The organism is Dorea acetigenes (assembly GCF_025567385.1).
GTDB classification, from domain to species: Bacteria; Bacillota; Clostridia; order Lachnospirales; family Lachnospiraceae; genus Claveliimonas; species Claveliimonas acetigenes.
This window is the reverse complement of record NZ_JAOQJU010000009.1, coordinates 37,341-58,760: the sequence shown is the minus strand read 5'-3', so window position 1 is coordinate 58,760 and position 21,420 is coordinate 37,341. Positions and strand designations below refer to the sequence as shown.

The 21,420-nt window shown below is 42.3% G+C and carries 21 protein-coding genes, 1 tRNA gene and 1 pseudogene; all 23 read right to left on the bottom strand.

Translation table 11 applies throughout. The features are described from left to right. Positions 1–72: 72 nt before the first annotated feature. The 23 genes and pseudogenes from hydE to leuB all read right to left on the bottom strand — a co-directional run bounded on the left by hydE (position 73) and on the right by leuB (position 21,392). Positions 73–1,058 (bottom strand): annotated as a pseudogene (hydE, locus tag OCV99_RS18230) ([FeFe] hydrogenase H-cluster radical SAM maturase HydE). A 17-nt stretch (positions 1,059–1,075) separates the two neighbouring features. Next, a complete protein-coding gene (locus tag OCV99_RS18225; RefSeq protein ID WP_317248062.1) occupies positions 1,076–1,126 on the bottom strand; it encodes a hypothetical protein in 51 nt (16 codons plus the stop codon). A gap of 14 nt (positions 1,127–1,140) precedes the next feature. Next, entirely contained in the window at positions 1,141–1,326 is a 186-nt protein-coding gene (locus OCV99_RS09180; RefSeq protein ID WP_331490707.1) for an RrF2 family transcriptional regulator, read from the bottom strand. A 355-nt stretch (positions 1,327–1,681) separates the two neighbouring features. After that, positions 1,682–2,467, bottom strand: coding sequence for an ABC transporter ATP-binding protein (locus tag OCV99_RS09175; protein ID WP_158369972.1), 786 nt, complete (start codon positions 2,465–2,467; stop codon positions 1,682–1,684). Beyond that, on the bottom strand, positions 2,461–3,420 hold the full coding sequence (locus OCV99_RS09170; protein ID WP_158369970.1) for an ABC transporter permease: 960 nt from the start codon (positions 3,418–3,420) through the stop codon (positions 2,461–2,463). The genes OCV99_RS09175 and OCV99_RS09170 overlap by 7 nt, the downstream gene beginning before the upstream one ends. A 36-nt stretch (positions 3,421–3,456) precedes the next feature. After that, positions 3,457–4,527 carry an ABC transporter substrate-binding protein gene (locus tag OCV99_RS09165; RefSeq protein WP_227192321.1) on the bottom strand — a complete coding sequence of 357 codons (1,071 nt, stop codon included), beginning with the start codon at positions 4,525–4,527 and terminating at the stop codon, positions 3,457–3,459. A gap of 124 nt (positions 4,528–4,651) precedes the next feature. Beyond that, positions 4,652–5,101, bottom strand: a complete 450-nt coding sequence (locus OCV99_RS09160; protein ID WP_158369966.1) for a NifB/NifX family molybdenum-iron cluster-binding protein — start codon at positions 5,099–5,101, stop codon at positions 4,652–4,654. A 16-nt stretch (positions 5,102–5,117) separates the two neighbouring features. Beyond that, complete coding sequence (locus tag OCV99_RS09155; protein WP_158369964.1) at positions 5,118–6,416, bottom strand: nitrogenase component 1; 1,299 nt, start codon at positions 6,414–6,416, stop codon at positions 5,118–5,120. A gap of 2 nt (positions 6,417–6,418) precedes the next feature. Next, a complete protein-coding gene (locus tag OCV99_RS09150) occupies positions 6,419–7,894 on the bottom strand; it encodes a nitrogenase component 1 (RefSeq protein WP_158369962.1) in 1,476 nt (491 codons plus the stop codon). A gap of 17 nt (positions 7,895–7,911) precedes the next feature. Further along, positions 7,912–8,910: a PLP-dependent cysteine synthase family protein gene (locus OCV99_RS09145; RefSeq protein ID WP_158369960.1), complete on the bottom strand. Its 999-nt coding sequence runs from the start codon at positions 8,908–8,910 to the stop codon at positions 7,912–7,914. A gap of 17 nt (positions 8,911–8,927) precedes the next feature. After that, positions 8,928–9,776: a nitrogenase iron protein gene (gene nifH, locus OCV99_RS09140; protein ID WP_158369958.1), complete on the bottom strand. Its 849-nt coding sequence runs from the start codon at positions 9,774–9,776 to the stop codon at positions 8,928–8,930. 15 nt (positions 9,777–9,791) lie between these two features. Beyond that, entirely contained in the window at positions 9,792–10,172 is a 381-nt protein-coding gene (locus OCV99_RS09135; protein ID WP_158369956.1) for a NifB/NifX family molybdenum-iron cluster-binding protein, read from the bottom strand. Then, positions 10,165–11,037, bottom strand: coding sequence for a radical SAM protein (locus tag OCV99_RS09130; protein ID WP_158369952.1), 873 nt, complete (start codon positions 11,035–11,037; stop codon positions 10,165–10,167). Before OCV99_RS09130 ends, OCV99_RS09135 begins: the two co-directional genes overlap by 8 nt. A 101-nt stretch (positions 11,038–11,138) precedes the next feature. After that, positions 11,139–11,208, bottom strand: a tRNA-Cys gene (locus OCV99_RS09125). An 81-nt stretch (positions 11,209–11,289) separates the two neighbouring features. Beyond that, on the bottom strand, positions 11,290–11,448 hold the full coding sequence (locus OCV99_RS09120) for a YezD family protein (protein ID WP_158369949.1): 159 nt from the start codon (positions 11,446–11,448) through the stop codon (positions 11,290–11,292). 36 nt (positions 11,449–11,484) lie between these two features. After that, complete coding sequence (gene cysK / locus OCV99_RS09115) at positions 11,485–12,423, bottom strand: cysteine synthase A (RefSeq protein ID WP_158370061.1); 939 nt, start codon at positions 12,421–12,423, stop codon at positions 11,485–11,487. Between the two features lie 359 nt (positions 12,424–12,782). After that, complete coding sequence (locus OCV99_RS09110; protein ID WP_227192323.1) at positions 12,783–13,079, bottom strand: PLP-dependent transferase; 297 nt, start codon at positions 13,077–13,079, stop codon at positions 12,783–12,785. 28 nt (positions 13,080–13,107) lie between these two features. Further along, entirely contained in the window at positions 13,108–14,019 is a 912-nt protein-coding gene (locus OCV99_RS09105) for a LysR family transcriptional regulator (protein WP_158369947.1), read from the bottom strand. Between the two features lie 429 nt (positions 14,020–14,448). Further along, positions 14,449–15,612 carry a phosphoglycerate dehydrogenase gene (locus tag OCV99_RS09100; protein WP_158369945.1) on the bottom strand — a complete coding sequence of 388 codons (1,164 nt, stop codon included), beginning with the start codon at positions 15,610–15,612 and terminating at the stop codon, positions 14,449–14,451. A gap of 2 nt (positions 15,613–15,614) precedes the next feature. Further along, on the bottom strand, positions 15,615–16,697 hold the full coding sequence (gene serC, locus OCV99_RS09095; protein WP_158369943.1) for a 3-phosphoserine/phosphohydroxythreonine transaminase: 1,083 nt from the start codon (positions 16,695–16,697) through the stop codon (positions 15,615–15,617). A gap of 47 nt (positions 16,698–16,744) precedes the next feature. Further along, positions 16,745–18,421: a biosynthetic-type acetolactate synthase large subunit gene (ilvB, locus tag OCV99_RS09090; protein WP_158369941.1), complete on the bottom strand. Its 1,677-nt coding sequence runs from the start codon at positions 18,419–18,421 to the stop codon at positions 16,745–16,747. A gap of 20 nt (positions 18,422–18,441) precedes the next feature. Next, positions 18,442–20,112 (bottom strand): dihydroxy-acid dehydratase, encoded by a 1,671-nt coding sequence (ilvD, locus tag OCV99_RS09085; protein WP_158369938.1) that lies wholly within the window; start codon positions 20,110–20,112, stop codon positions 18,442–18,444. A gap of 194 nt (positions 20,113–20,306) precedes the next feature. After that, entirely contained in the window at positions 20,307–21,392 is a 1,086-nt protein-coding gene (gene leuB / locus OCV99_RS09080) for a 3-isopropylmalate dehydrogenase (protein WP_158370056.1), read from the bottom strand. Positions 21,393–21,420 lie beyond the last annotated feature (28 nt).

Here is a 21,420-nt window from a genome sequence, read left to right as displayed (position 1 = left end):
TATTATTCATATGGGAATTATATGATTTATGGTACAGATTATAGCCATGTATAAGATGCCTGTCAATAGATTTCACTTCACATCACAGTGATCTCCCCTGCTGATTACTATGTGATAGCCCACGCTTTCTATCCGTTTCTCCAGACATTTCCTACACTCTGCTGCTTCATCTCCCGTGCAGACTTTCCCATTATATAATGCATATTTATCCCGAACTCCCACTGGAGACAGATTTGGCATCACCACATTGGCACCTGCCTCTATCCCCAGTTCACGGCCTCTGGGATTTATTGTCGCTAAGGCAGTAGTTGCAGGCAACAATAAATCCGGCTGCTGGATACGCAGTAAACTTAAAAGGTATAGTGTCAGTTCCATACTTCCCTGTATTTCTTTCGCAAATGGTGTGTCACTGTGTGGGATAAAAGGTCCTATTCCTACCATCTCTGGTTGCAGTTCTCTGATAAATTGAAAATCCTCCGCCAAATGTTCAGCCGTCTGTCCCGGACTTCCTACCATAAACCCACATCCCGTCTGATAACCAATCTCTTTAAGATTCCACAGACACTGCTTGCGATGTTTCAGTGATAAGTTATGTGGATGCAGTTTTTGATAATGGGACTCTGCTGCCGTATCAAATCTACAATATGGTCATCAGTATAATATGGATCTTCGCCTCCTTGTAACACAAATGTCCGAAATCCCAGTTTTTTTCCTTCCCTGCAGCACGCCATAATATCCTCCCTGCTTAGACGATATCGTTCTGCCTTAGCGTTGCTGCAACGAATTCCACAGTAATAACAATCATTTTTACAATAGTTAGTAAATTCAATCAGCCCCCGGATATAAATATTCCTACCAAACTGCTTGTCTCCAATGGCTCTTGCCTTTACTTTTGCATAATCACGCAACTCCGGACAATTAGCATCAATCAGCACTGCCATCTCTGCTTTGGATAATTCATGTTCCTGTTCCAGGCGATCAATAAGCCGTTTTCCTTCTTCCACTGTCAATAGCGTATATTCTGAAACACCGATATTATCTTCTGTCCTCCATGTCATGGAACCAGCATCTGCTTTCATAGTATCGTCCCTCCTCCTGCTGCCAGACTGCCATCATATAATACCAGTGCCTGTCCCGGTATTACCGCCCTCTGATGCTTTTTACTAAGGCTGCTTTATGCAGTACTGCAACAATCTGCTCCAAATATTTCTCAAATATATTCTGCCTTTTCGCTATATCCTTGAGCCTTACCGGTTCTCCATGATTATAAGTTGCCAAATCAAGCATTAGCTTTATCGCATTTTTTCCTCTTGTTGATATCCTCATAAAAACCTCCTTGCCTGCAACCCCCTCCCGCATAGATATTATACTATTCATATAGGAATTATAAAATTATTTGTTTTCTATAGCTCGTAATAGATTTTGTCTATTTCACATGATAAATTCTATTAAAAGATTGTTCATCCTCGTATGCCACTCCCTCGACAAACACTTCAAAAATGGAAGCGGTACAATACAAACTTTGATATATTCGTTTACATGCAGACATAGGCAGGCACTTATTATCTATAATCCTATCTTCTTTAAGACTATAAGTGACTGCCAACTCAACCTCATATATTTATATAAAAGACTGTCGATAAGCACTATTTATTTTACACTGTCAATTTTGCAAAATGATTTATAGATAATACTCTACTTCTTCAATCTTTCCACCAAAATTCAAAATTTCAAGTATCTTTGACCTGTATTCCTGAAATGTATCCTGAGCTCTTGCACGAGATCTTGGCAGGTCTATATCTATAACAATCTCTACTTTTGATGGTCTCGCAGACATAACAACTACCTGATCTGACATATAAATTGCCTCATCCACATCATGCGTAACCATAATCACCGTCATATTATATTTTTTCCAAATATCTAATATCTCATCTTGTAAGTTCATTCTCGTAAACGCATCTAAAGCGCCTAAAGGTTCATCCAACAACAATACGGATGGATGTCCTACTAATGCCCTTGCTAAAGATGCTCTTTGTTGCATACCGCCTGATAGCTGATGCGGATATGATTTTTCAAATCCCCCCAGCCCGACAAGATTGATAAACTCCTCGACATCCTTTTGGGAATCCTTATAGATATGCCTTGCCTTTAACCCAAATGCGATATTTTTCTCAACTGTCAGCCACGGAAAAAGATTGGAACCCTGAAATGCAAATCCCCTGTCACTTCCTGGCTTCTCTATCTTTTTGCCATCCAGGTAAATCGCACCACTGCTTGGATTGTCTAATCCCCCTATCAGCCTCAGCAATGTTGACTTTCCACATCCTGATGGTCCAATCAGGCTTATAAAAGTTCCTGGCTCAATATCCAATGAAAATCCGTTTAACGCATGTATATTTTCTTTGGAAGCATCCGGATTCACAAACTCCTTGCTTACCTCCTGTATTGAAATCTGCCCTACCATTTAATGACTCCTTTCTGCCATACCAAAATACGATCTCTTACTCTAAATAAGAGTGTCAATATCAAAGAACATATAACTGCTATAATGATAAGACCTGCATATACGCCATCATACATCATAACCTGTTTCTGCCAATTAATATACCATCCAATGCCGCTGGAATTCCCGTTCATCTCCACAGCCATAAGCGTAGCAAAAGAAGAAACCGTTCCATAAAATATCCCTAAAAATATGCTTGGCATTGCACTTGGAATTGCAACATGTACAATCTTATATAAAGTGGATGCACCTAACGTACTTGACACCTCAAAATGAACCTGACTGGTACTTTGTATTCCGCTGCTTGTCATCAGTGTTACTGGAAACCATACAGCAAACGCAATCAAAAATACATTCGCCACATGTGTGGTTGGAAATACACTTAATGCCAATGGAATCCATGCAGTTGTGGGAATAGGTCCTATTACTTTTGTGACCGGGTTCAGCCAATAGCCTACTTTCTTATTATACCCCAATGCCAATCCAGTCAAAAATCCGATAGATGCACCCCAAATAAAACCGATAATCAGCAATTTTAACGAGGACAATACATTTTCCAGTAGAAAGATCCTTTGCTCAAATAAAAGTCCAATAATTCTATCTAAAGACGGAAAATACAAAGTTGGCAGAATGGTTGTCTTAGAAGTGGCAATATTGATTATCATGAGCAACAGCAAAACTCCGGCAATCAGAGGAGCTTTGTATATTAATATTTTTCTCCACCTCTTAATAAAAACTGCTGCCAAAACCACTATTACATACAGTCCTAAAATAAGCATGACAAAATATATGTAGTATGGATATGGAGTAGCCTTTTGTTCTCCGTTGTCTTTCAGACCATAATATGTCATAACCGAAAGAATGATTGCCAATATCGGTAGAATAAGTTTTATAATAACATGTATCTTTTTCATATTTCCTCCTGTCCTGACCGCTAATCACAGCAAGAACTATTCTCTACTTTTTTTTACTTCTGAAAACGTGCCGTCATCATTATATGTATAACTCTCCGGTACATCCTCAAATTTCGCAATATGGTCAGCGGTAAAGTCATCGATATTTCTTCCCTCCTGTAAGTTACCAATCTCCAGTAAGTCTGTACATGCATTTTTAAATGTTTCTTCCATGGCGCTTACCGATGGCTGATAATTATAGGATGACAACAGTTTCGTATTTTCCGCCAAATCACCAGAACATTGTTCGTTTTCAATTTGAAGTCTGGCAGCTTCCTCCGGATTTTGCTGCACATAAGCGGAGGCTTTCAATAATGCTCTGGTATACGCTGCTGCTGCTTCAGGATGTTCTTTTGTTATAGAAGAAGTTATGTAAGATGCACAGCAGTATTCGTTTTTAAACTTTTCATCCTCTGTCAAATCTAATATCTTAGTAAATCCATATTCTTTTTCTGCGGAAGATGCCACCGGATCATGAACGGCGATTGCATCTACCGCACCATTAGCTAATGCCAGCGGCAGATCCGTCATATTGTAGACAACCAATTCTATTTCCATATTCGTTGTACTTACACCGATGCCTAAGTCTGCCAATTTCCTTTTCAATGCCACTACCGATGAATCACTCATTCCCGGCACACCTATTTTCTTTCCCTTTAATCCGGATAAATCTTTAATATCTGAATCCTTGCTCACATAATATTTTGTACATCCGGTATGAAGTCCTGCCGTAAAAGATATATCTAATCCGCTGTCCACCTGCGGTATCAGGCTTCCCGCCAATCCCACACAGGCATCTATCTGCCCGGAAGCCGTCAAATCTGCTGCCTGCTGCATATCAATCTCTACCAGTTCATACTTAATCCCGGCGGCATTAAATTCCTCCTCGAAATATCCTAAATCCTGTGCAACATGAAGTGGTGCCAGACATAGTGAACCATTTGCCGTTCCAATTTTAAAGACATAAGATTCCTTTTTCTCTTCTTTTCCGCAACCGTTGAGAAGCAATGCTGACAACATCATCGTTGTTAAAACTAATGCAAATATTTTTTTCGTTTTCTTGTTCATCGTCTTTACCTCTTTTCTTATTATCAATTTTGGAATTTCCTCTGTAACATTTTTATAAATCCATACACAAAAGGACAACCAAAGATTCTTTAAATCAAATCTCCGGTTGTCCGGTCAACTTTTTTTATTTCTGCACCCGTAAAGATTCATGGTTATCCATATGGGTAAAATAATGCGATATCTTTTCCAATGCCTCTTTCACAGAGACACTGACATCAAAAGCTGAAATAGCTTTCCGCTCTAATTGCTTTTGTATGTGAAATCCAATTTTTTTACAGACAACGCAGCGGCAGTCCGATATCAGTTCCACCTTTTCAGATGTTTCTCCAGCGCCACCGCATCCGCCTCCTGTACCATTGCCACAACCTCCTCCTGTTTTGCAGCTACCCGATGAATTACAGCTATCCGCTGCAGATATCCCGTCATTATCTGTTCCTTCCTCACGAAAAGTTCTTTCTTCCAGCTTTCTATATATACCATCTGCCACTTCATATATGATAAAACTTTTCGCTGCGCCAAAAGTCTCATCTATTTGTAAGCCATCGGAGGATGCGACCGCTATTTTATACGACATATTTCCTGCCCTCCTGTTAATTAAACCTTTGGACGGCTACTGTATAAATATCTTCAATCAGACGGATACCACCTGTATAGCCTGCATAGAAATCATCCAATACCACTTTATCCTGTACCGCCCATGCAATATTTAAGTAATTTCCTTTCAGGCTTTCCGTAAGTTCCTTTTCATAGTAGCTGCCGAGAATAAGCGGATAACCGTGGTAGTCATGCTCTTTAATCTGCTCATGAATTTTATAGCTGTCCGTTTCAAATACAACCTCTGCCTGCAGGTTAAAATTCAGTTTTTTGAACTCTTCTGTAATTGCCTCACGGTACTGTTTTGGCGTATCATCCACGATAAACTGTTTTGCAGGCACAAGCCCCAGATCATTTGCTAAAAACTTCGTAATGCCGAGGGCATACTGTGCATCCGCAACCACAGAAAACTGCTTATTGATAACACGGTTTTCGAGAAAAAGATCCGCATATCTTTCAATCAGATAGTAATAATAATTCTCATGCCCACCTATGACACTTTCCACCTTTTCCTCATCCACCCCTGCAAACTTTCCAACTTCACGCAGAAACTTACTGGTTTCATATGCACCAATAGGAAGTGTTGGAATATGGAGCCATGGAAGCCCAAGTTTTTTCTCCATTTTCTGCATATTTTTGGCAGAAACCCATGGGGAAACCAACAGGTTAAACTCTGCCTTTGGAATCTTATTGATTTGATCGATTCCTCTGTTATAGCCAAAAATCGTGTTTGGCTTAAGCCCAATTTCCGCAAGCAGTTTCTCAAGTTCCCTGATATTTCCAAGCCAGAATAAATTCTGATAAGGAACGTCCGCCCAGATGTTGACCAACCCCTTTTCTCTTTCTTCTGACTTTTCCAAATACTGGTCTATAATGGCATCAATCACCTGCTCATGCCCGATATAGTTATTTCCCTTAAATCCTGCGGTAGATGCGTAGATAACAGGCTTATCCGCATCTTCAAACCTGCTTACCACCTCGCCTGTATCATCACCTACAATTTCCGGAATACAGCCGGTCAGCACCACATATAAATCTGCATCAATCACTTTTAATGCATTTTCAATCGTTGTTTCCAGTTTTTTTGTGCCGCCGAATACCACATCTTTTTCATTGATACTGGTACATGGGAAAATATTTGGCGAGAAATAACCGGAACTCCCTGTTCCATCTGATAATTTCTGTGCACATCCGGGACCAGAATGCAGTATCGGTATCGCCCTTGTAATTGCCTGTACTGTCTGCATTGCTCCTAAAGCACATTTATATCTCTGTTTATCTAATAATTTTGCCATTTTTAAGCCTCCTTCCGAGGCTTTGCCTCTTCTAAAAACGCGCCCACATTCTGCTCATACCACCAATCTGTATAAGGCAGCTTTACCCGTTTTGCCAGATTCTGTTCAAAACTTCTGTTACGGGTGGCGTCAAGAATCGTGCGGGCAAATTCAAGTGTATGTTTATAACCAAAGAGCATGTATTCATCCGCCACGTAAACCGCCGGAGTACCATTTTTGATTGCCCAGACGGTAGAACCCGGATGTCTGGAAAGGTATAAATCAGGCTGGTACTTATGTAAAATGTTCATAACTTCAAAGTTCTGCTGGTCGGCAACGCTTGCCTCAAAGTCTATGTTATTGTCCAACAGATATTTCATAGATGGCGGAACATCCCCATTCTCGTACTTCTTATCATAATGCCATGCCAATGCCCACACAACCTCTATGCCAAGTTCATTCAGAACCCTTGAAACCTCAAAAGTATATCCCGGTCCCATACCGATTACCGCCCGGAGTCCTTTCAGTTCTTTCTTGATTTCCTCAATCTGTGGCAGGTAGATTGCTCTCTGCTCCTCAATATATTTCTCTATTTTTTCACTTCGGTCTGTCACCTTGCCAATCTCACGCAGCCATGTTTCAAAACCCACAATACCACACTGATTGATGCTTCTCACATAAGGCACTCCATATTTTTCCTCCAGTGCATTTCCCAGGTAATTCCCCAGCGTACCACAGATACAGGTAGTCGCAAGAGATTCCGAAATGTGCGACAGTTCCTCCACTGTAGAGTTACAATATAAGAAAACCGGCTCCAAATCAAATTTCCGAAACATCTCCATAATTTCCGGTCTTGCACTCTCATAAAAATTCTTGAAATTGATGGTGTTCCTTTTTTCCTTCGGCGGCTGTACAATCGAGCTTAATACCGCATGGTCAGCAATATCAAACCCGGTCGCCCAAATGCGGGACTTAAATCCTTCACAGTGAACTGCTACAATCGGAACATCTATTTCGTCCTTGACTTCATCCACCACGCTGTCTATATCCTCACCAATAATTCCAGTCGCACAGGAACTGGTTACAAAAATTGCCTTTGGTGAATACCTTTTATTGACTTCCAGTATTATCTTACGTAAAGATTCCGTAGAACCAAAGATAGTATCCTTTTCATTCATATCTGTGCCAACATAAACCGTATCATTGGTAACACCGCGTTTCTTTGCCATAACTTTATCCAAATAATATGCTCCTGCGCTTGCCACGGAACACCCTGCCGGTCCGTGATGAATAATTGCCACATCCCGGATTGCAGATAACTGTCCCAATGCACAGCTTGAAAGGCAGGTGCTGGACTGCGAAAAGCATCGTAAACATCCTTTTAATGTCCCACACTCACTCTGTGATGCCAGATCACTCAATGAACCAATATAGCCTGTAATGGAACCAATCCGATTTTCTCTTGTCGCCACATTGGAACTTTCTAAATTTATTGACATAGTTTACCTCCATTCTTCTAGACTAAAAATTCTTCATTAAACAAATTGGTGGACAGATAGCGAAGCCCTGTATCCGGCAGCACCGCCACAATTGTTTTGCCTTCATTTTCCGGTCTCTTTGCAAGCTGTGTCGCTGCATGAATAGCGGCTCCGGAAGATGTACCTATCAAAATTCCATCTGTTTTTGCCACTTCTCTGGCAGCCCTGTATGCTTCAATCGTCTCCACTTCAAATTTTTCATCATAGATTTGTAAATCCATAGTTTGCGGAACTCTCTCCACCGGAATCCCCTCAAACGGATGCACACCTGTGATTTCTTCCGGTTCAGGATTTTCTTCACTCGGCAGAGAATTTTCTCCCGGCTGAATAGCTATGATCTGTATACCAGGATTCTTTGACTTTAAATACCTGCCGGTACCGGACACTGTTCCTCCCGTTCCGACATTTGCCACAAAAATATCCACTTTTCCTTCCGTGTCTTCCCAGATTTCCGGTCCTGTAGTTGCTTCATGAATGGCAGGATTAGCAGGATTTGAAACCTGATCCACAAAGAAGATATCCTTTTCCTTAGACAGGACTTCCTCCCGCAAGGCTTTAATTGCAGCTACAAAATCCCCACCTGTTTCTTCCAATACTTTGGCAATTGCCGGTTCCTCGGAAAGTTTGATTGTCTCCCCTCCAAAAGCATGAATAACCTGATACCTCTCCTGACTGACCTGATCCTGAATATAGACACGGAACCTATAGCCTTTTGTCGCTGCAATCGCCGCTAACCCAATTCCTGTATTTCCACTCGTAGTTTCCACAATCGTATACCCCGGCTTTAATAAGCCTTTCTTTTCTGCATTCTCTATCATCGCTAAGGCAATTCTGTCCTTTACACTCTGATTTGGATTGTAATACTCCAGTTTTACCAATATCTTTGCCTGCAATCCATGCTTTTTCTCATAATTCTTGATTTCAAGAAGTGGCGTTCTTCCAACAAGTTCCGTAATCGATTCATAAATCTTTGCCATATTTACTGACCTCCATCTTAAATGTGATAATCATCCGCTGAGTCCATCAAACCAAACTCAAGAAGGATTTCTTCCAACCTCTCCTGTGTCATCGGTGTGGGGATATCAAACTTTGTATTGTTAATCACCGCCCCTGCAAGATTGCGGTATTCCTGCGCCTGATTAGAATCCGGCTTATATTCAATCACTGTTTTTTTGTTGATTTCTGCTCTCTGTACAATATTGTCTCGGGGAACAAAATAAAGAAGCTGTGTACCAAGTTCTTTAGCAAATGCACGCAGAAGATCCAACTCCCTGTCCACATTCCTGCTGTTGCAGATAATGCCGCCAAGTCTTACGCCTCCTGTCCTTGCATACCGCTTAATTCCCTTTGCAATATTATTGGCTGCATACAATGCCATCATCTCACCGCTGGCAACAATATAGATTTCCTTTGCTTTTCCCTCTCTGATCGGCATTGCAAAGCCTCCGCAGACCACATCACCTAACACGTCATAAAATACATAATCCAAATCCTCCGTGTAAGCGCCCAAATTTTCAAGCATATTGATGGACGTAATAATACCTCGCCCTGCACAGCCTACGCCCGGTTCCGGCCCGCCGGATTCCACACATCTTGTTCCGCCATATCCCTCTCTCATAATCCTGTCAAGCTCGATATCCTCGCCCTCATCCCTAATCGTATCCAAAACTGTCTTCTGCGCCAGACCGCCAAGGAGAAGTCTTGTAGAATCTGCCTTTGGATCACAGCCTACCACCATTACCTTTTTTCCATGTTCCACCAGACCAGCTGTCAGGTTCTGTGTTGTGGTCGATTTTCCAATACCACCCTTCCCATAGATTGCAATTTGTCTTAATTCCGCCATTGTTCTTCTTTCCTTTCAAAATAAATGTTGTATTTGTTCATATGTGATTAACTTACCAATAGATTCCTCAATCATACCCGGCAATTCCATTGGTACAATGCCTGACTGTTCCATAGCATTTGCAGCCCACATTCCTATCCTGCTGACCAATATATATTTGCAGTCCTTAAATTTATTGATATTTTCACGAAGCTCCTTATCACTGTGATTTCCCCCATTACATACCGGCGTAACGGTTCTTGTTTCCAGTAATCTGTGCTTACCTGTCTCTGTTATTTCATATATATAGAAGATATCTGCCCTGCCAAAGTGCTGGTTTATGACAATTCCATCACTGGATGCAGTAGCCACTTTGTATACCTCCGCCTTTGGTTGTTCCTTTACTGATTTATCCATGCGAAAATGTTTCCTTTACATTTAATCTTCTCTGGTAAATCCGATCACCATACTCCGATTTTCCCGGAACACCCACCGCATCGGCTCTGCAGTGCTGGCAATGCCTGAATACATCTATATACTTAGATGCTTTTGTTCTTGCCTCATCAATCTGTAAGCAATTAGGAGCTTTCCTATCAGCCAGTTCATACTGTGGAATCAGGGGAATGATATTATAAATGCTTGCACCTGCCTCTTTTACAGTTTTTGCAATTTCTTCTATATGCCCACCATTAATCTCTGGAACAAGTACTGTATTTATCTTTATTGTGATACCGGAAGCCGCAACTTTTTTAATACCTTTTAGCTGATTTTCTATGAGAATTTCTGCCCCTTCTATGCCTTCATATTTTCTACCATGATAAATAATGTATTTATTCAGCTTTTCGAGGATCTCAGGTTTTACTGCATTCACTGTAACCGTCAGGGAATCAATTCCTATATCAATCACTTCATCCGCTTTTTCATACAGTAGCAGCCCATTTGTGCTCATACATTTGATGAGCTTCGGAAATTTTTCTTTCACTTTTCGGAAAGTCTGCAAGGCATAATCCGTAGCAAGTGTATCTCCCGGTCCTGCAATGCCAGCAACTGTGATTTCCGGACAGATGGACAAAGCTTTTTCCAGAACTTCCAGGCTTTCATCAGGCGTTATCACTTTTGAGGTCACTCCCGGCCGTTCTTCCACATCATTAATCACCCTGTCACAAAAACGACAGGCAATGTTACATCCCGGACTAACCGGAAGATGAATCCGTCCCACATTATTTTTATGACCGCCAAAACACGGATGGGAGTTTTGTAAGTCCTGATATGTATTGCTCATACTACACCTTCTTTCACTATAATATGTAACGATTCAGAACAGAAAATATTATGCAAAATATAGTATGTCATGGTTTACTCTGAATCCGAATCGTTACTGAATGACACTGGGCGGATTCGAACCGCCAACTTCAGTTTTGCAAACCTATGCCATTCCAACGGCTACAGCATCCTGATTTGGGAACTATAACGATTCATAAAGAAAAAACCAGAGGTCTGTTAATCTTTTTTAACAAAACCTCTGGTTTTCCAGTCAGTTTTTTATTCTGTATTTTTCAGTCTTATCTATTTGGACAATTTTACCATCCTGAATAACAAGTGTGATACTTCCATATTTCATATCACTTAACAGTTCTTCAAGAGTACCTAAATGCGAACTATCCAAAACCTGCTTACTTTCTGTTTCTTTCATTCACATCCGCCTCCACTCCGGACAAAATCTGTCTGTTTAATTATTATTGAACAATGGAGTAGACAAATATCTGTCGCCAGAGTCAGGAAGTAATGCTACAATCGTCTTTCCTTTATTTTCCGGTCTGTTCGCAAGAATCGCTGCTGCCTTAAGCGCAGCACCGGAAGATATTCCCACAAGGATTCCTTCACTTACTGCAAATGCCTTTCCTTCTGCAAATGCATCCTCATTCTCAATCGCAATAATTTCGTCATATATTTCCGTATTAAGAACTTCCGGGACAAACCCTGCACCAATTCCCTGAATCTTATGCGCCCCCGGAGTTCCCTTTGACAAAACAGGGCTTCCCGCCGGCTCAACTGCTACGATTTTTACATCCGGATTCTTTTCTTTTAAATATTCTCCAACACCCGTGATGGTTCCGCCTGTTCCTACACCAGCAACAAAAATGTCAACCTTTCCCTCTGTCTGTTCCCAAATCTCCGGTCCTGTTGTAGCCTTATGCACTGCAGGGTTCGCCGGATTCACAAACTGTCCTAAAATGACTGCTCCATCAATTTCTTTAGAAAGATCTTCTGCTTTTGCAATAGCCCCCTTCATTCCCTTGGCTCCTTCTGTGAGCACTAGCTCTGCGCCGTATGCCTTTAAAAGATTTCTCCTCTCAACGCTCATGGTATCCGGCAGGGTAAGGATTGCCCGGTATCCCTTTGCCGCTGCGACAGCAGCAAGACCGATTCCGGTATTTCCGCTGGTAGGTTCAATAATAGTTGCTCCTTCTTTCAACAGACCTTTCTTTTCCGCATCCTCAATCATTGCTAATGCAATACGGTCTTTTACTGAACCTGCCAGATTAAGATACTCCAGTTTTGCAAGAATGGTGGAATCTGTTATGCCCGCTTTCTTTGCATACCTATTCAGTTTCAGAATCGGGGTTCCTCCGATTAACTCCAGTGCACTTTCTTTGATTTGACTCATAATGATAACCTCCATATAGTTTAATATTTTTTGTTTGGCAGCTCTGCTGTCATCTTTTTTAATCAATTTCATAAAAAAACAGCTGTCATATGCTTATGACAACTGTCGGCTTTGCATTTAGTAAGCCAAATAAATCATGCATATGAAAAGCAAACCATATTCATATATACAGTTTGACAGCAACACATATCTTTTCTAACTTTATTCATCACTATATCTCTTGCTTTCATATGATCTGCTCCTTTCTAATTCCTATTTTTCTAATAGGTTTTGTAGGTTTTGTTCTATGTTTCACATTATACTTTTACAGTTCTCTCTTGTCAACAGATTTTTCTGCTGAAAGCAATAGATTATTCCTTTCACATATGATAGGAATTACCTATATTAAATCTTTCCGTATGTAATTCACCTTCTATTTCCCGAAAAACTTTATCTAACTCATCCAACAGGTCTTTTACATCCTCAATGCCGACCGAAAGCCTGAGTGTACTATCTGTAATCCCGTTTTTTTCTGATACATTATGAAAAAGTCTTATGCTTCCCCCATAAAGGTCTGCATCCACAATCAAATGATCCCCCGGATGAAACAGCTCCATCATCACCGTAATTGCTGCTGCATCCCTCTTCTTCTTCCAAATGCAGGCATTTTGTTTCAATTCCTCTTGCCATAGTTTTTCCTCCTGATTAACCTAAAGATTTATCCTTGTATTTTGCTATTTCCTCCAGATATTTCTGTCCGATCGCACTTAACGGCGCATCTTTCCTTGAAATATATCCAATCGTCATCCGTTCATCTGATTTCAGTTTTACGGCACAATAATCCTTTCCATTAAGATCTTCACATAAAATACCGGAACATAAAGTATATCCGTTCAACCCAACCATAAGATTTAACAAAGTAGCCCTGTCATTGGCACGGATAAATCTTTTGTACTGATAGGTACTTAAAACCTCTTCTGCAAAGTAGAAAGAATTGTGTTCCCCTTGTGCAAATCCAAGACATGGGTACTCATCCAGTTCCTCTAATGCTATTTCTTTCCTTTCGGCCAGTGGATGTCCTTTCCACATATATACATATACACCACATTCCAGCAATGGCTGAAACTGCAGTTCATACTCCGCAAACAACTTATTTAATACGTTCCTATTAAAATCATTCAGATATAAGATGCCAATCTCGCTTTTGCGGTTTTTGACATTATCAATGACTTCATGGGTTTTTGTCTCATGTACCTCAAATTCATACTCATCCATTCCATACTGCTTCACAAGTTCCACAAATGCATTTACTGCAAATGTGTAGTGCTGCATGGATACGCTGAATGTCTTTTTTACCTCTGTCTGTGAAATATATTTTGCGTCCAACAGCTCATACTGTTCCATTACAGATTTTGCATATCCGATAAATTCTGCCCCTTTAGTTGTCAGAGTAATCCCATTTTTAGACCGTATAAATATATCGAACCCTATCTCGTTCTCCAATGAGTGAATTGCCGAAGAAAGGCTTGGTTGGGATATAAAAAGTACCTTTGCTGCATCATTCAATGAATTCTGCCCTGCTACTGCAATCACATATTTTAACTGAACTAATGTCATCTTTGTTCTCCCATTATTCCTATCAGTATAGTATGTTAATATGCTTTATATACTATACCATCAAAGACAACTTTTGCATAATTCTTTTTTCCTTTAGATGGTTATAGCTTTTAACAATAATCTCTTATTGTTTATAGCAACATTTCAAGTTCTCTACAAAGTGTTTTCATGCTACCTATCGAATCACCGTTCCTTTCCTACATCACACTCAAAAAGTTTCAAGATTTCCCTCACCTCCTTAAAAATGGGCATAAAAATACCATTCACTCTTTGATTTGTTATCGCAAGTGAATGGCATTATTTTTGAGCTTTTACATATTCAATAATAAAATTAAGTTCCTCTGTTGAAAGAATATCAAACGGATTCTCTGCTCCATCACCAATAAGGTATCTAGGTACCGCGACATTGAGGCAAATATTAATCTTTTCCTAATTAAGCACGCGCACACGCAATACATCCTTAATTGCCCGCAAATCCTCAGCCACAGTCTCCGGAACATCAGAATCAATATCTATCATTGTGTAAGCATATCCGCCCTTACTTTTATTTACTAAATCTGCAATATTCATATTATCTCTAGCCAAAACTTTTGTAAACTGGCCAATCATATTAGGGACGTTGTGATGAAGCAATACGATTCTCTTGTTATCTCCTACCTTACCCATATTACAATTCGGATAATTCACGGAATTTGTAATATTGCCGTTCTCCAAATAATCGACCATCTCTTTTACCGCCATCTTTGCACAGTTATCTTCTGATTCTTCTGTGGAAGCGCCCAGATGTGGAATTACGATTGCGCCTTTCACCCCTGCCACGATCGGTGTCGGGAAATCCGTCACGTAATGCTTTACTTTTCCGGAAATAAGGGCGTCAACCATTGCTTCTTCATCCACTAACACATTTCTTGCAAAATTCAGTACCACAACATCTTTTTTCATAAGGCTGATTGCATTGGAATCTATCATTCCTTTTGTACTTTCCATTGCCGGAACATGTATCGTAATGTAATCACACTCTTTGTAAAGTTCATCCACGGATTTTGCATGATGGATATTCCTGGACAGCTTCCAGGCAGATTCAACAGATACATACGGATCGTAACCATATACATCCATTCCGAGATGCATAGCTGCATTGGCAACCAGCACGCCGATTGCTCCAAGACCGATTACTCCCAGCTTCTTGCCTTCCAACTCACATCCTGCAAATGCTTTCTTTGCTTTCTCTGCGTCTTTGGCAATATTGCCATCCTCTTCGTTCTCCTGAACCCAGTTAATACCGCCGAGAATATCCCGGGATGCCAGCAGCATTCCTGCGATTACCAGTTCCTTTACGCCATTCGCATTTGCTCCCGGGGTATTGAAGACCACAATTCCCTCTTCTGCACATTTCTCAAGAGGAATATTATTGACGCCGGCCCCGGCTCTTGCGATGGCTTTCAGGTTCTCCCCAAATTCCATGTCATGCATTCCCGCACTTCTTACCAGAATTGCATCCGCCGTCTTTGCATCGCTTACAGGAACATATGCTTCCGTTAATCTCTCCAAACCTACTTCCGAAATTGGATTTAAACAATGATATTTATACATGATTACAGATTCTCCTCTTCAAATTTCTTCATAAATTCTACTAAAGCTTCCACGCCTTCATATGGCATTGCATTGTAAATACTTGCGCGCATACCGCCCACCGTACGGTGACCTTTCAAGTTCTCAAAACCGGCCTCCTTCGCCTCTTTAACGAACTTGGCATCCAGTTCCTTATCGCCGGTTACGAACGGCACATTCATGAGAGAACGGTCTTTTGGCTCTACTGTTCCCTTAAACAATTTGCTCTGATCGAGAAAATCATAGAGAAGCTTTGCCTTCTTTTCATTCTTCTCCTTCATTGCGGCAAGACCTCCCTGCTTTTTCAGCCACTTAAACACTTTACCGCAGATATAAATTCCATATGCCGGCGGCGTATTGTAAAGAGAATTGGCATCAGCATGGGTTTTATACTGAAGCATCGTCGGTGTACCCGGCAGTACATCCTCTGTAATCAGATCCTCCCGGATAATTACAATTACCACGCCAGCTGGTCCTACATTCTTCTGTACACCGCCGTAAATCACGCCATATTTGCTCACATCTACCGGTTCGGACAGAAAACAAGAGGATACATCTGCCACCAGCGTTTTGCCTTTGGTATTCGGAAGTTCCTTATACTTCGTTCCATAAATGGTGTTATTTTCACAAATATAAACATAATCTGCATCTTCAGAAATCGGAAGATCAGAACAATCCGGGATATAAGAAAAGGTCTTATCTTCGGAACTTGCAATTTTATTAGCTTTCCCATATTTCTGAGCTTCCTGATATGCCTTCTTCGCCCACTGCCCGGTTACGATATAGTCCGCCACGCCATTCTTCATCAGGTTCATGGGAATCATTGCAAACTGCTGCGATGCTCCTCCCTGTAAGAACAGAACCTTATAATTATCCGGAATATTCATTAATTCTCTGATGTCAGCCTCTGCCGTCCGGATGATTTCCTCAAATGCTTTCGAGCGGTGACTCATTTCCATCACGGACATTCCGGTTCCGTTGTAATCTAACATCTCTGCTGCTGCCTCTTTAAGAACTTCCTCCGGCAATACCGCCGGTCCTGCTGAAAAATTGTACACTCTGCTCATAGTAATTCCTCCATGTCTTATTTGTTTTTTATTATACTGTATTCCTTTTATTTCTTTTCCAAATCCTCTGCATCAAACGCTTTCTCAATGGCCTCTCCCGGAGCAACCATCGGCCACACTTTATCATCCGAATCAATCTGACAGTCAATAACCACCGGTTTCCCAAGCGTAAGCGCTCTTGCAAATGCATCTGCAAACTCTTCTTTCGTTGCAGCCCGGATTCCCTCGGCACCCATCGCCTCGGCAAGCTTCACAAAATCCACTGCATCATTCAGTACGGTAGCCGAATATCTCTGTCCATAAAACAAATCCTGCCATTGACGCACCATTCCCAGCACATGATTATTAATTACCACCTGTATCACCGGAATATTGTGTCTTACTGCCGTTGCTATTTCATTCATATTCATGCGGAAGCATCCGTCGCCTGCAATATTTACCACCGTCTTATCCGGCATTCCTGTCTTAGCTCCCAGAGAAGCACCCAGGCCATATCCCATGGTTCCAAGTCCTCCTGAAGTAAGAAGCGTTCTTGGCTTTGTATATTTATAATACTGTGCCGCCCACATCTGATGCTGCCCTACTTCCGTGACAACAATTGCCTCTCCCCTGGTTTGACGATATATTTCTTCTACCACATAAGGCCCGGTAAGGCTCTCCGTGTGATAAGTTAAAGGATATTTCTTTTTATATTCCTGAATCTTTGCTATCCACTCAGAATGATCCTGCTGTTCCAGACGCTCATTCAGCTTCTTCAGCACCACCTTCAGGTCGCCGATAATCCCTTCGTCAATCAATACATTTTTATTCATCTCCGCTTCATCAATATCAAGCTGAAGGATTTTGGCATGGCTCGCAAATTTCTTTGCATTACCGGTAACACGGTCACTGAACCTTGCTCCCGCCACAACCAGAAGGTCGCATTCACTGACTCCATAATTTGAAGTCTTCGTCCCATGCATACCAAGCATTCCGGTATATAATGGATCTGTTCCCGGAAATGCCCCTTTTCCCATCAGTGAATCAGTAACCGGGGCGTCTGCCTTCTTGACAAATTCATATAATTCTTCACTGGCTCCGGCAAGTACCGCTCCGCCGCCAACAAAGATATAGGGTTTCTCGGCCTTCTGAATCATCTGAACCGCATGGTCTAAATCTTCCTCGCAGATATCTTCTGACGGCAGGACAGCCGCTGGCTTGACGGGCTGATACTCTGCTTTATTTGCCGTTACATCTTTCGGGATATCAATCAGCACCGGGCCCGGCCTGCCTTTTTTGGCAATAACAAATGCCTTTCGAATGGTATCCGCCAGCTGCTCCACATCTTTGACAATATAGTTGTGTTTGGTAATCGGCATAGTAATACCTGCAATATCAATCTCCTGAAAACTGTCTTTTCCAAGAAGAGATACGCCCACATTACACGTAATCGCCACTACAGGAATGGAATCCATATAGGCGGTAGCAATTCCTGTAACCAGATTCGTTGCTCCCGGTCCGCTGGTTGCAAAGCACACACCAACCTTACCCGTAGCACGGGCATATCCATCCGCCGCATGTGCCGCTCCCTGCTCATGGGATGTTAAAATATGCTTAATTTCATCACTATGCTTATAAAGCTCGTCATATACATTCAATATCGCTCCGCCCGGATATCCGAACACGGTATCCACACCCTGCTCTTTCAGGCATTCGATTACTATTTCTGCTCCTGTCAATTGCATAATTCAATCTCTCTCCTACTTTATTTCTTCGGTATCTCCAGAACGGCTCCCCGGTTTCCTGACGTAACCATAGAAGCATATCTTGCAAGATAACCTGTTGTCACCTTCGGCTCTCTCGGCTGCCATTTTGCCTTTCTTTCTTCCAATACAGAATCCGGTACATCCAATTCAAGCTTCAGTCCCGGAATATCAATCTTAATGATATCCCCTTCTTCTACCAGGGCAATCGGTCCGCCCACAGCAGCTTCCGGTGATACATGGCCGATAGATGCCCCTCTGGACGCTCCGCTGAAGCGTCCGTCCGTAATCAGCGCTACGCTGGAACCAAGTCCCATTCCCGCAATTGCAGATGTGGGATTTAACATCTCCCTCATACCCGGTCCGCCTTTTGGGCCTTCATAACGGATAACGACTACATCGCCAGCCACAATCTTACCACCTTTAATCGCGGCGATAGCATCCTCTTCACATTCAAATACTCTTGCCGGTCCTTCGTGAACCAACATCTCCGGTACAACTGCCGAACGCTTCACAACACTTCCGTCAGGCGCCAGATTTCCTTTTAATACGGCAAGACCGCCCGTCTCACTGTATGGGTTCTCAATCGGGCGGATGACTTCAGGATTCTTATTTACACATCCTTCAATATTCTCTCCCACCGTCTTTCCTGTTACCGTCATACATTCTGTATGTAACAGATTCTTTTTATTCAATTCATTCATCACGGCAGACACGCCGCCTGCCTCGTTCAAATCTTCCATATAAGTCGGTCCTGCCGGAGCCAGATGGCAAAGATTCGGTGTTTTCTCACTGATTCCATTTGCAAAATCAATTTCAAAATCCATACCAATCTCATGCGCGATTGCCGGAAGATGGAGCATACTGTTCGTAGAACATCCCAGAGCCATATCTACCGTCAGCGCATTCAGCACAGCCTCCTCCGTCATAATATCTCTCGGACGGATATTCTTTTTGAGCAGTTCCATCACCTGCATACCTGCATGCTTTGCCAAACGGATTCTCTCAGAATATACTGCCGGAATCGTGCCATTTCCCGGAAGTCCCATCCCCAGGACCTCTGTCAGGCAGTTCATGCTGTTTGCCGTGTACATACCGGAACAGGAACCGCAGGTTGGGCATACCTTATTTTCAAATTCGCATACGTCTTCCTCCGTCATAGTTCCTGCCGCATAAGAGCCTACTGCCTCGAACATACTGGAAAGGCTTCGTTTCTGCCCTTTTACATGACCCGCAAGCATCGGTCCTCCGCTGACAAATATCGTGGGAACATTGATTCTTGCCGCAGCCATCAAAAGTCCCGGAACATTCTTATCACAATTGGGAACCATTACCAACGCATCAAATTGGTGTGCCAACGCCATCGCTTCTGTTGAATCCGCAATCAAATCTCTTGTTACCAGAGAATACTTCATGCCGATGTGCCCCATTGCAATTCCGTCACAGACGGCAATCGCCGGAAATACGATAGGAGTCCCGCCTGCCATGGAAACTCCCATCTTAACAGCATTTACGATTTTATCCAAATTCATGTGGCCCGGAACAATCTCATTGTAAGAACTTACGATTCCTACTAACGGTCTGTCCAACTCTTCTTTCGTATAACCTAATGCATTAAAAAGCGACCGGTGCGGGGCCTGCTGTATTCCTTTTGTAACTGTATCACTTCTCATTTTCTTTCCTCCATCCGTAAATTAAATTGCAGTTCAGCCCGCGCCATTCGCAAAACGCATCTACGATGCTTCTCCGCTGCTATGCAGCTATTTTTGCTCATAAAATGGCGCTCCGCTCATAAGCCGGATCATGTGTTCATTCATGCAAGCACGATTCACCCATAATCCGACTTATGGCTGAACTGATACGTAAATTATGATATAAAACCTGCAATCAGGCTGCCCATCTCAGATGTCCCAACCTGCTTCTTTCCTTCTGACATGATATCAACCGTGCGGTATCCTTCTTTCAGAGCCTTCGCAACAGCTTCTTCTATAGCGTCCGCTTCTTTGTCAAGGTCAAAGCTGAAACGCAGCATCATTGCAGCAGAAAGAATGGTTGCAATGGGATTGGCTATTCCTTTCCCTGCAATATCCGGCGCTGATCCGCCGCTTGGCTCATAAAGCCCGAACTTCGTCTCATTCAAGCTTGCACTTGCAAGCATCCCGATAGATCCGGTTACCATACTTGCTTCATCCGATAAAATATCTCCAAACATATTTTCCGTCAGGATAACGTCAAACTGCTTTGGATCCTTCACTAACTGCATTGCACAGTTATCTACCAGCATATGCTCCAGAGTGACATCCGGATACTCCTTTGCCACCTCTTCTACTACCTTCCGCCATAATCTGGAGGAATCCAGCACATTCGCTTTATCCACACTGGTTACTTTCTTTCTGCGCTTTCTGGCAATATCAAATCCCCGTCTCGCAATCCTGCGAATCTCGTTCTCATTATATGTAAGGGAATCATATGCCGTCATCACACCATCTTCCTCTACAGTCTTTCGCTCTCCAAAATACAATCCGCCGGTCAGTTCCCTCATAATCATCATATCAAATCCGCCCTCGGTAATCTCTTCCTTCAGCGGACATGCTCCTTTTAGTTCATCGTACAACACTGCAGGACGTAAATTTGCGAAAAGATTCAACGCTTTGCGAATTTTCAGAAGCCCCGCCTCCGGGCGTTTAGACGGCTCAAGCTGATACCAGGGAGACGTCTTCGCATCGCCTCCGATAGATCCCATCAAAACAGCCTCACATGCCTTTGCCTTCTCTATCGTCTCATCCGTAAGCGGTATGCCATGCACGTCAATAGACGCACCGCCCATTAACAATTGTTCGTATGTACAGATATGCCCATATTTTTCTGCTACCCGATCCAGCACTTTCATAGCTTCCGTCACAATCTCCGGTCCGATCCCGTCACCCTTAATAACCCCAATCTTCAGGTCCATACTTCTCTTCCTTTCTCCTAAATCTTCA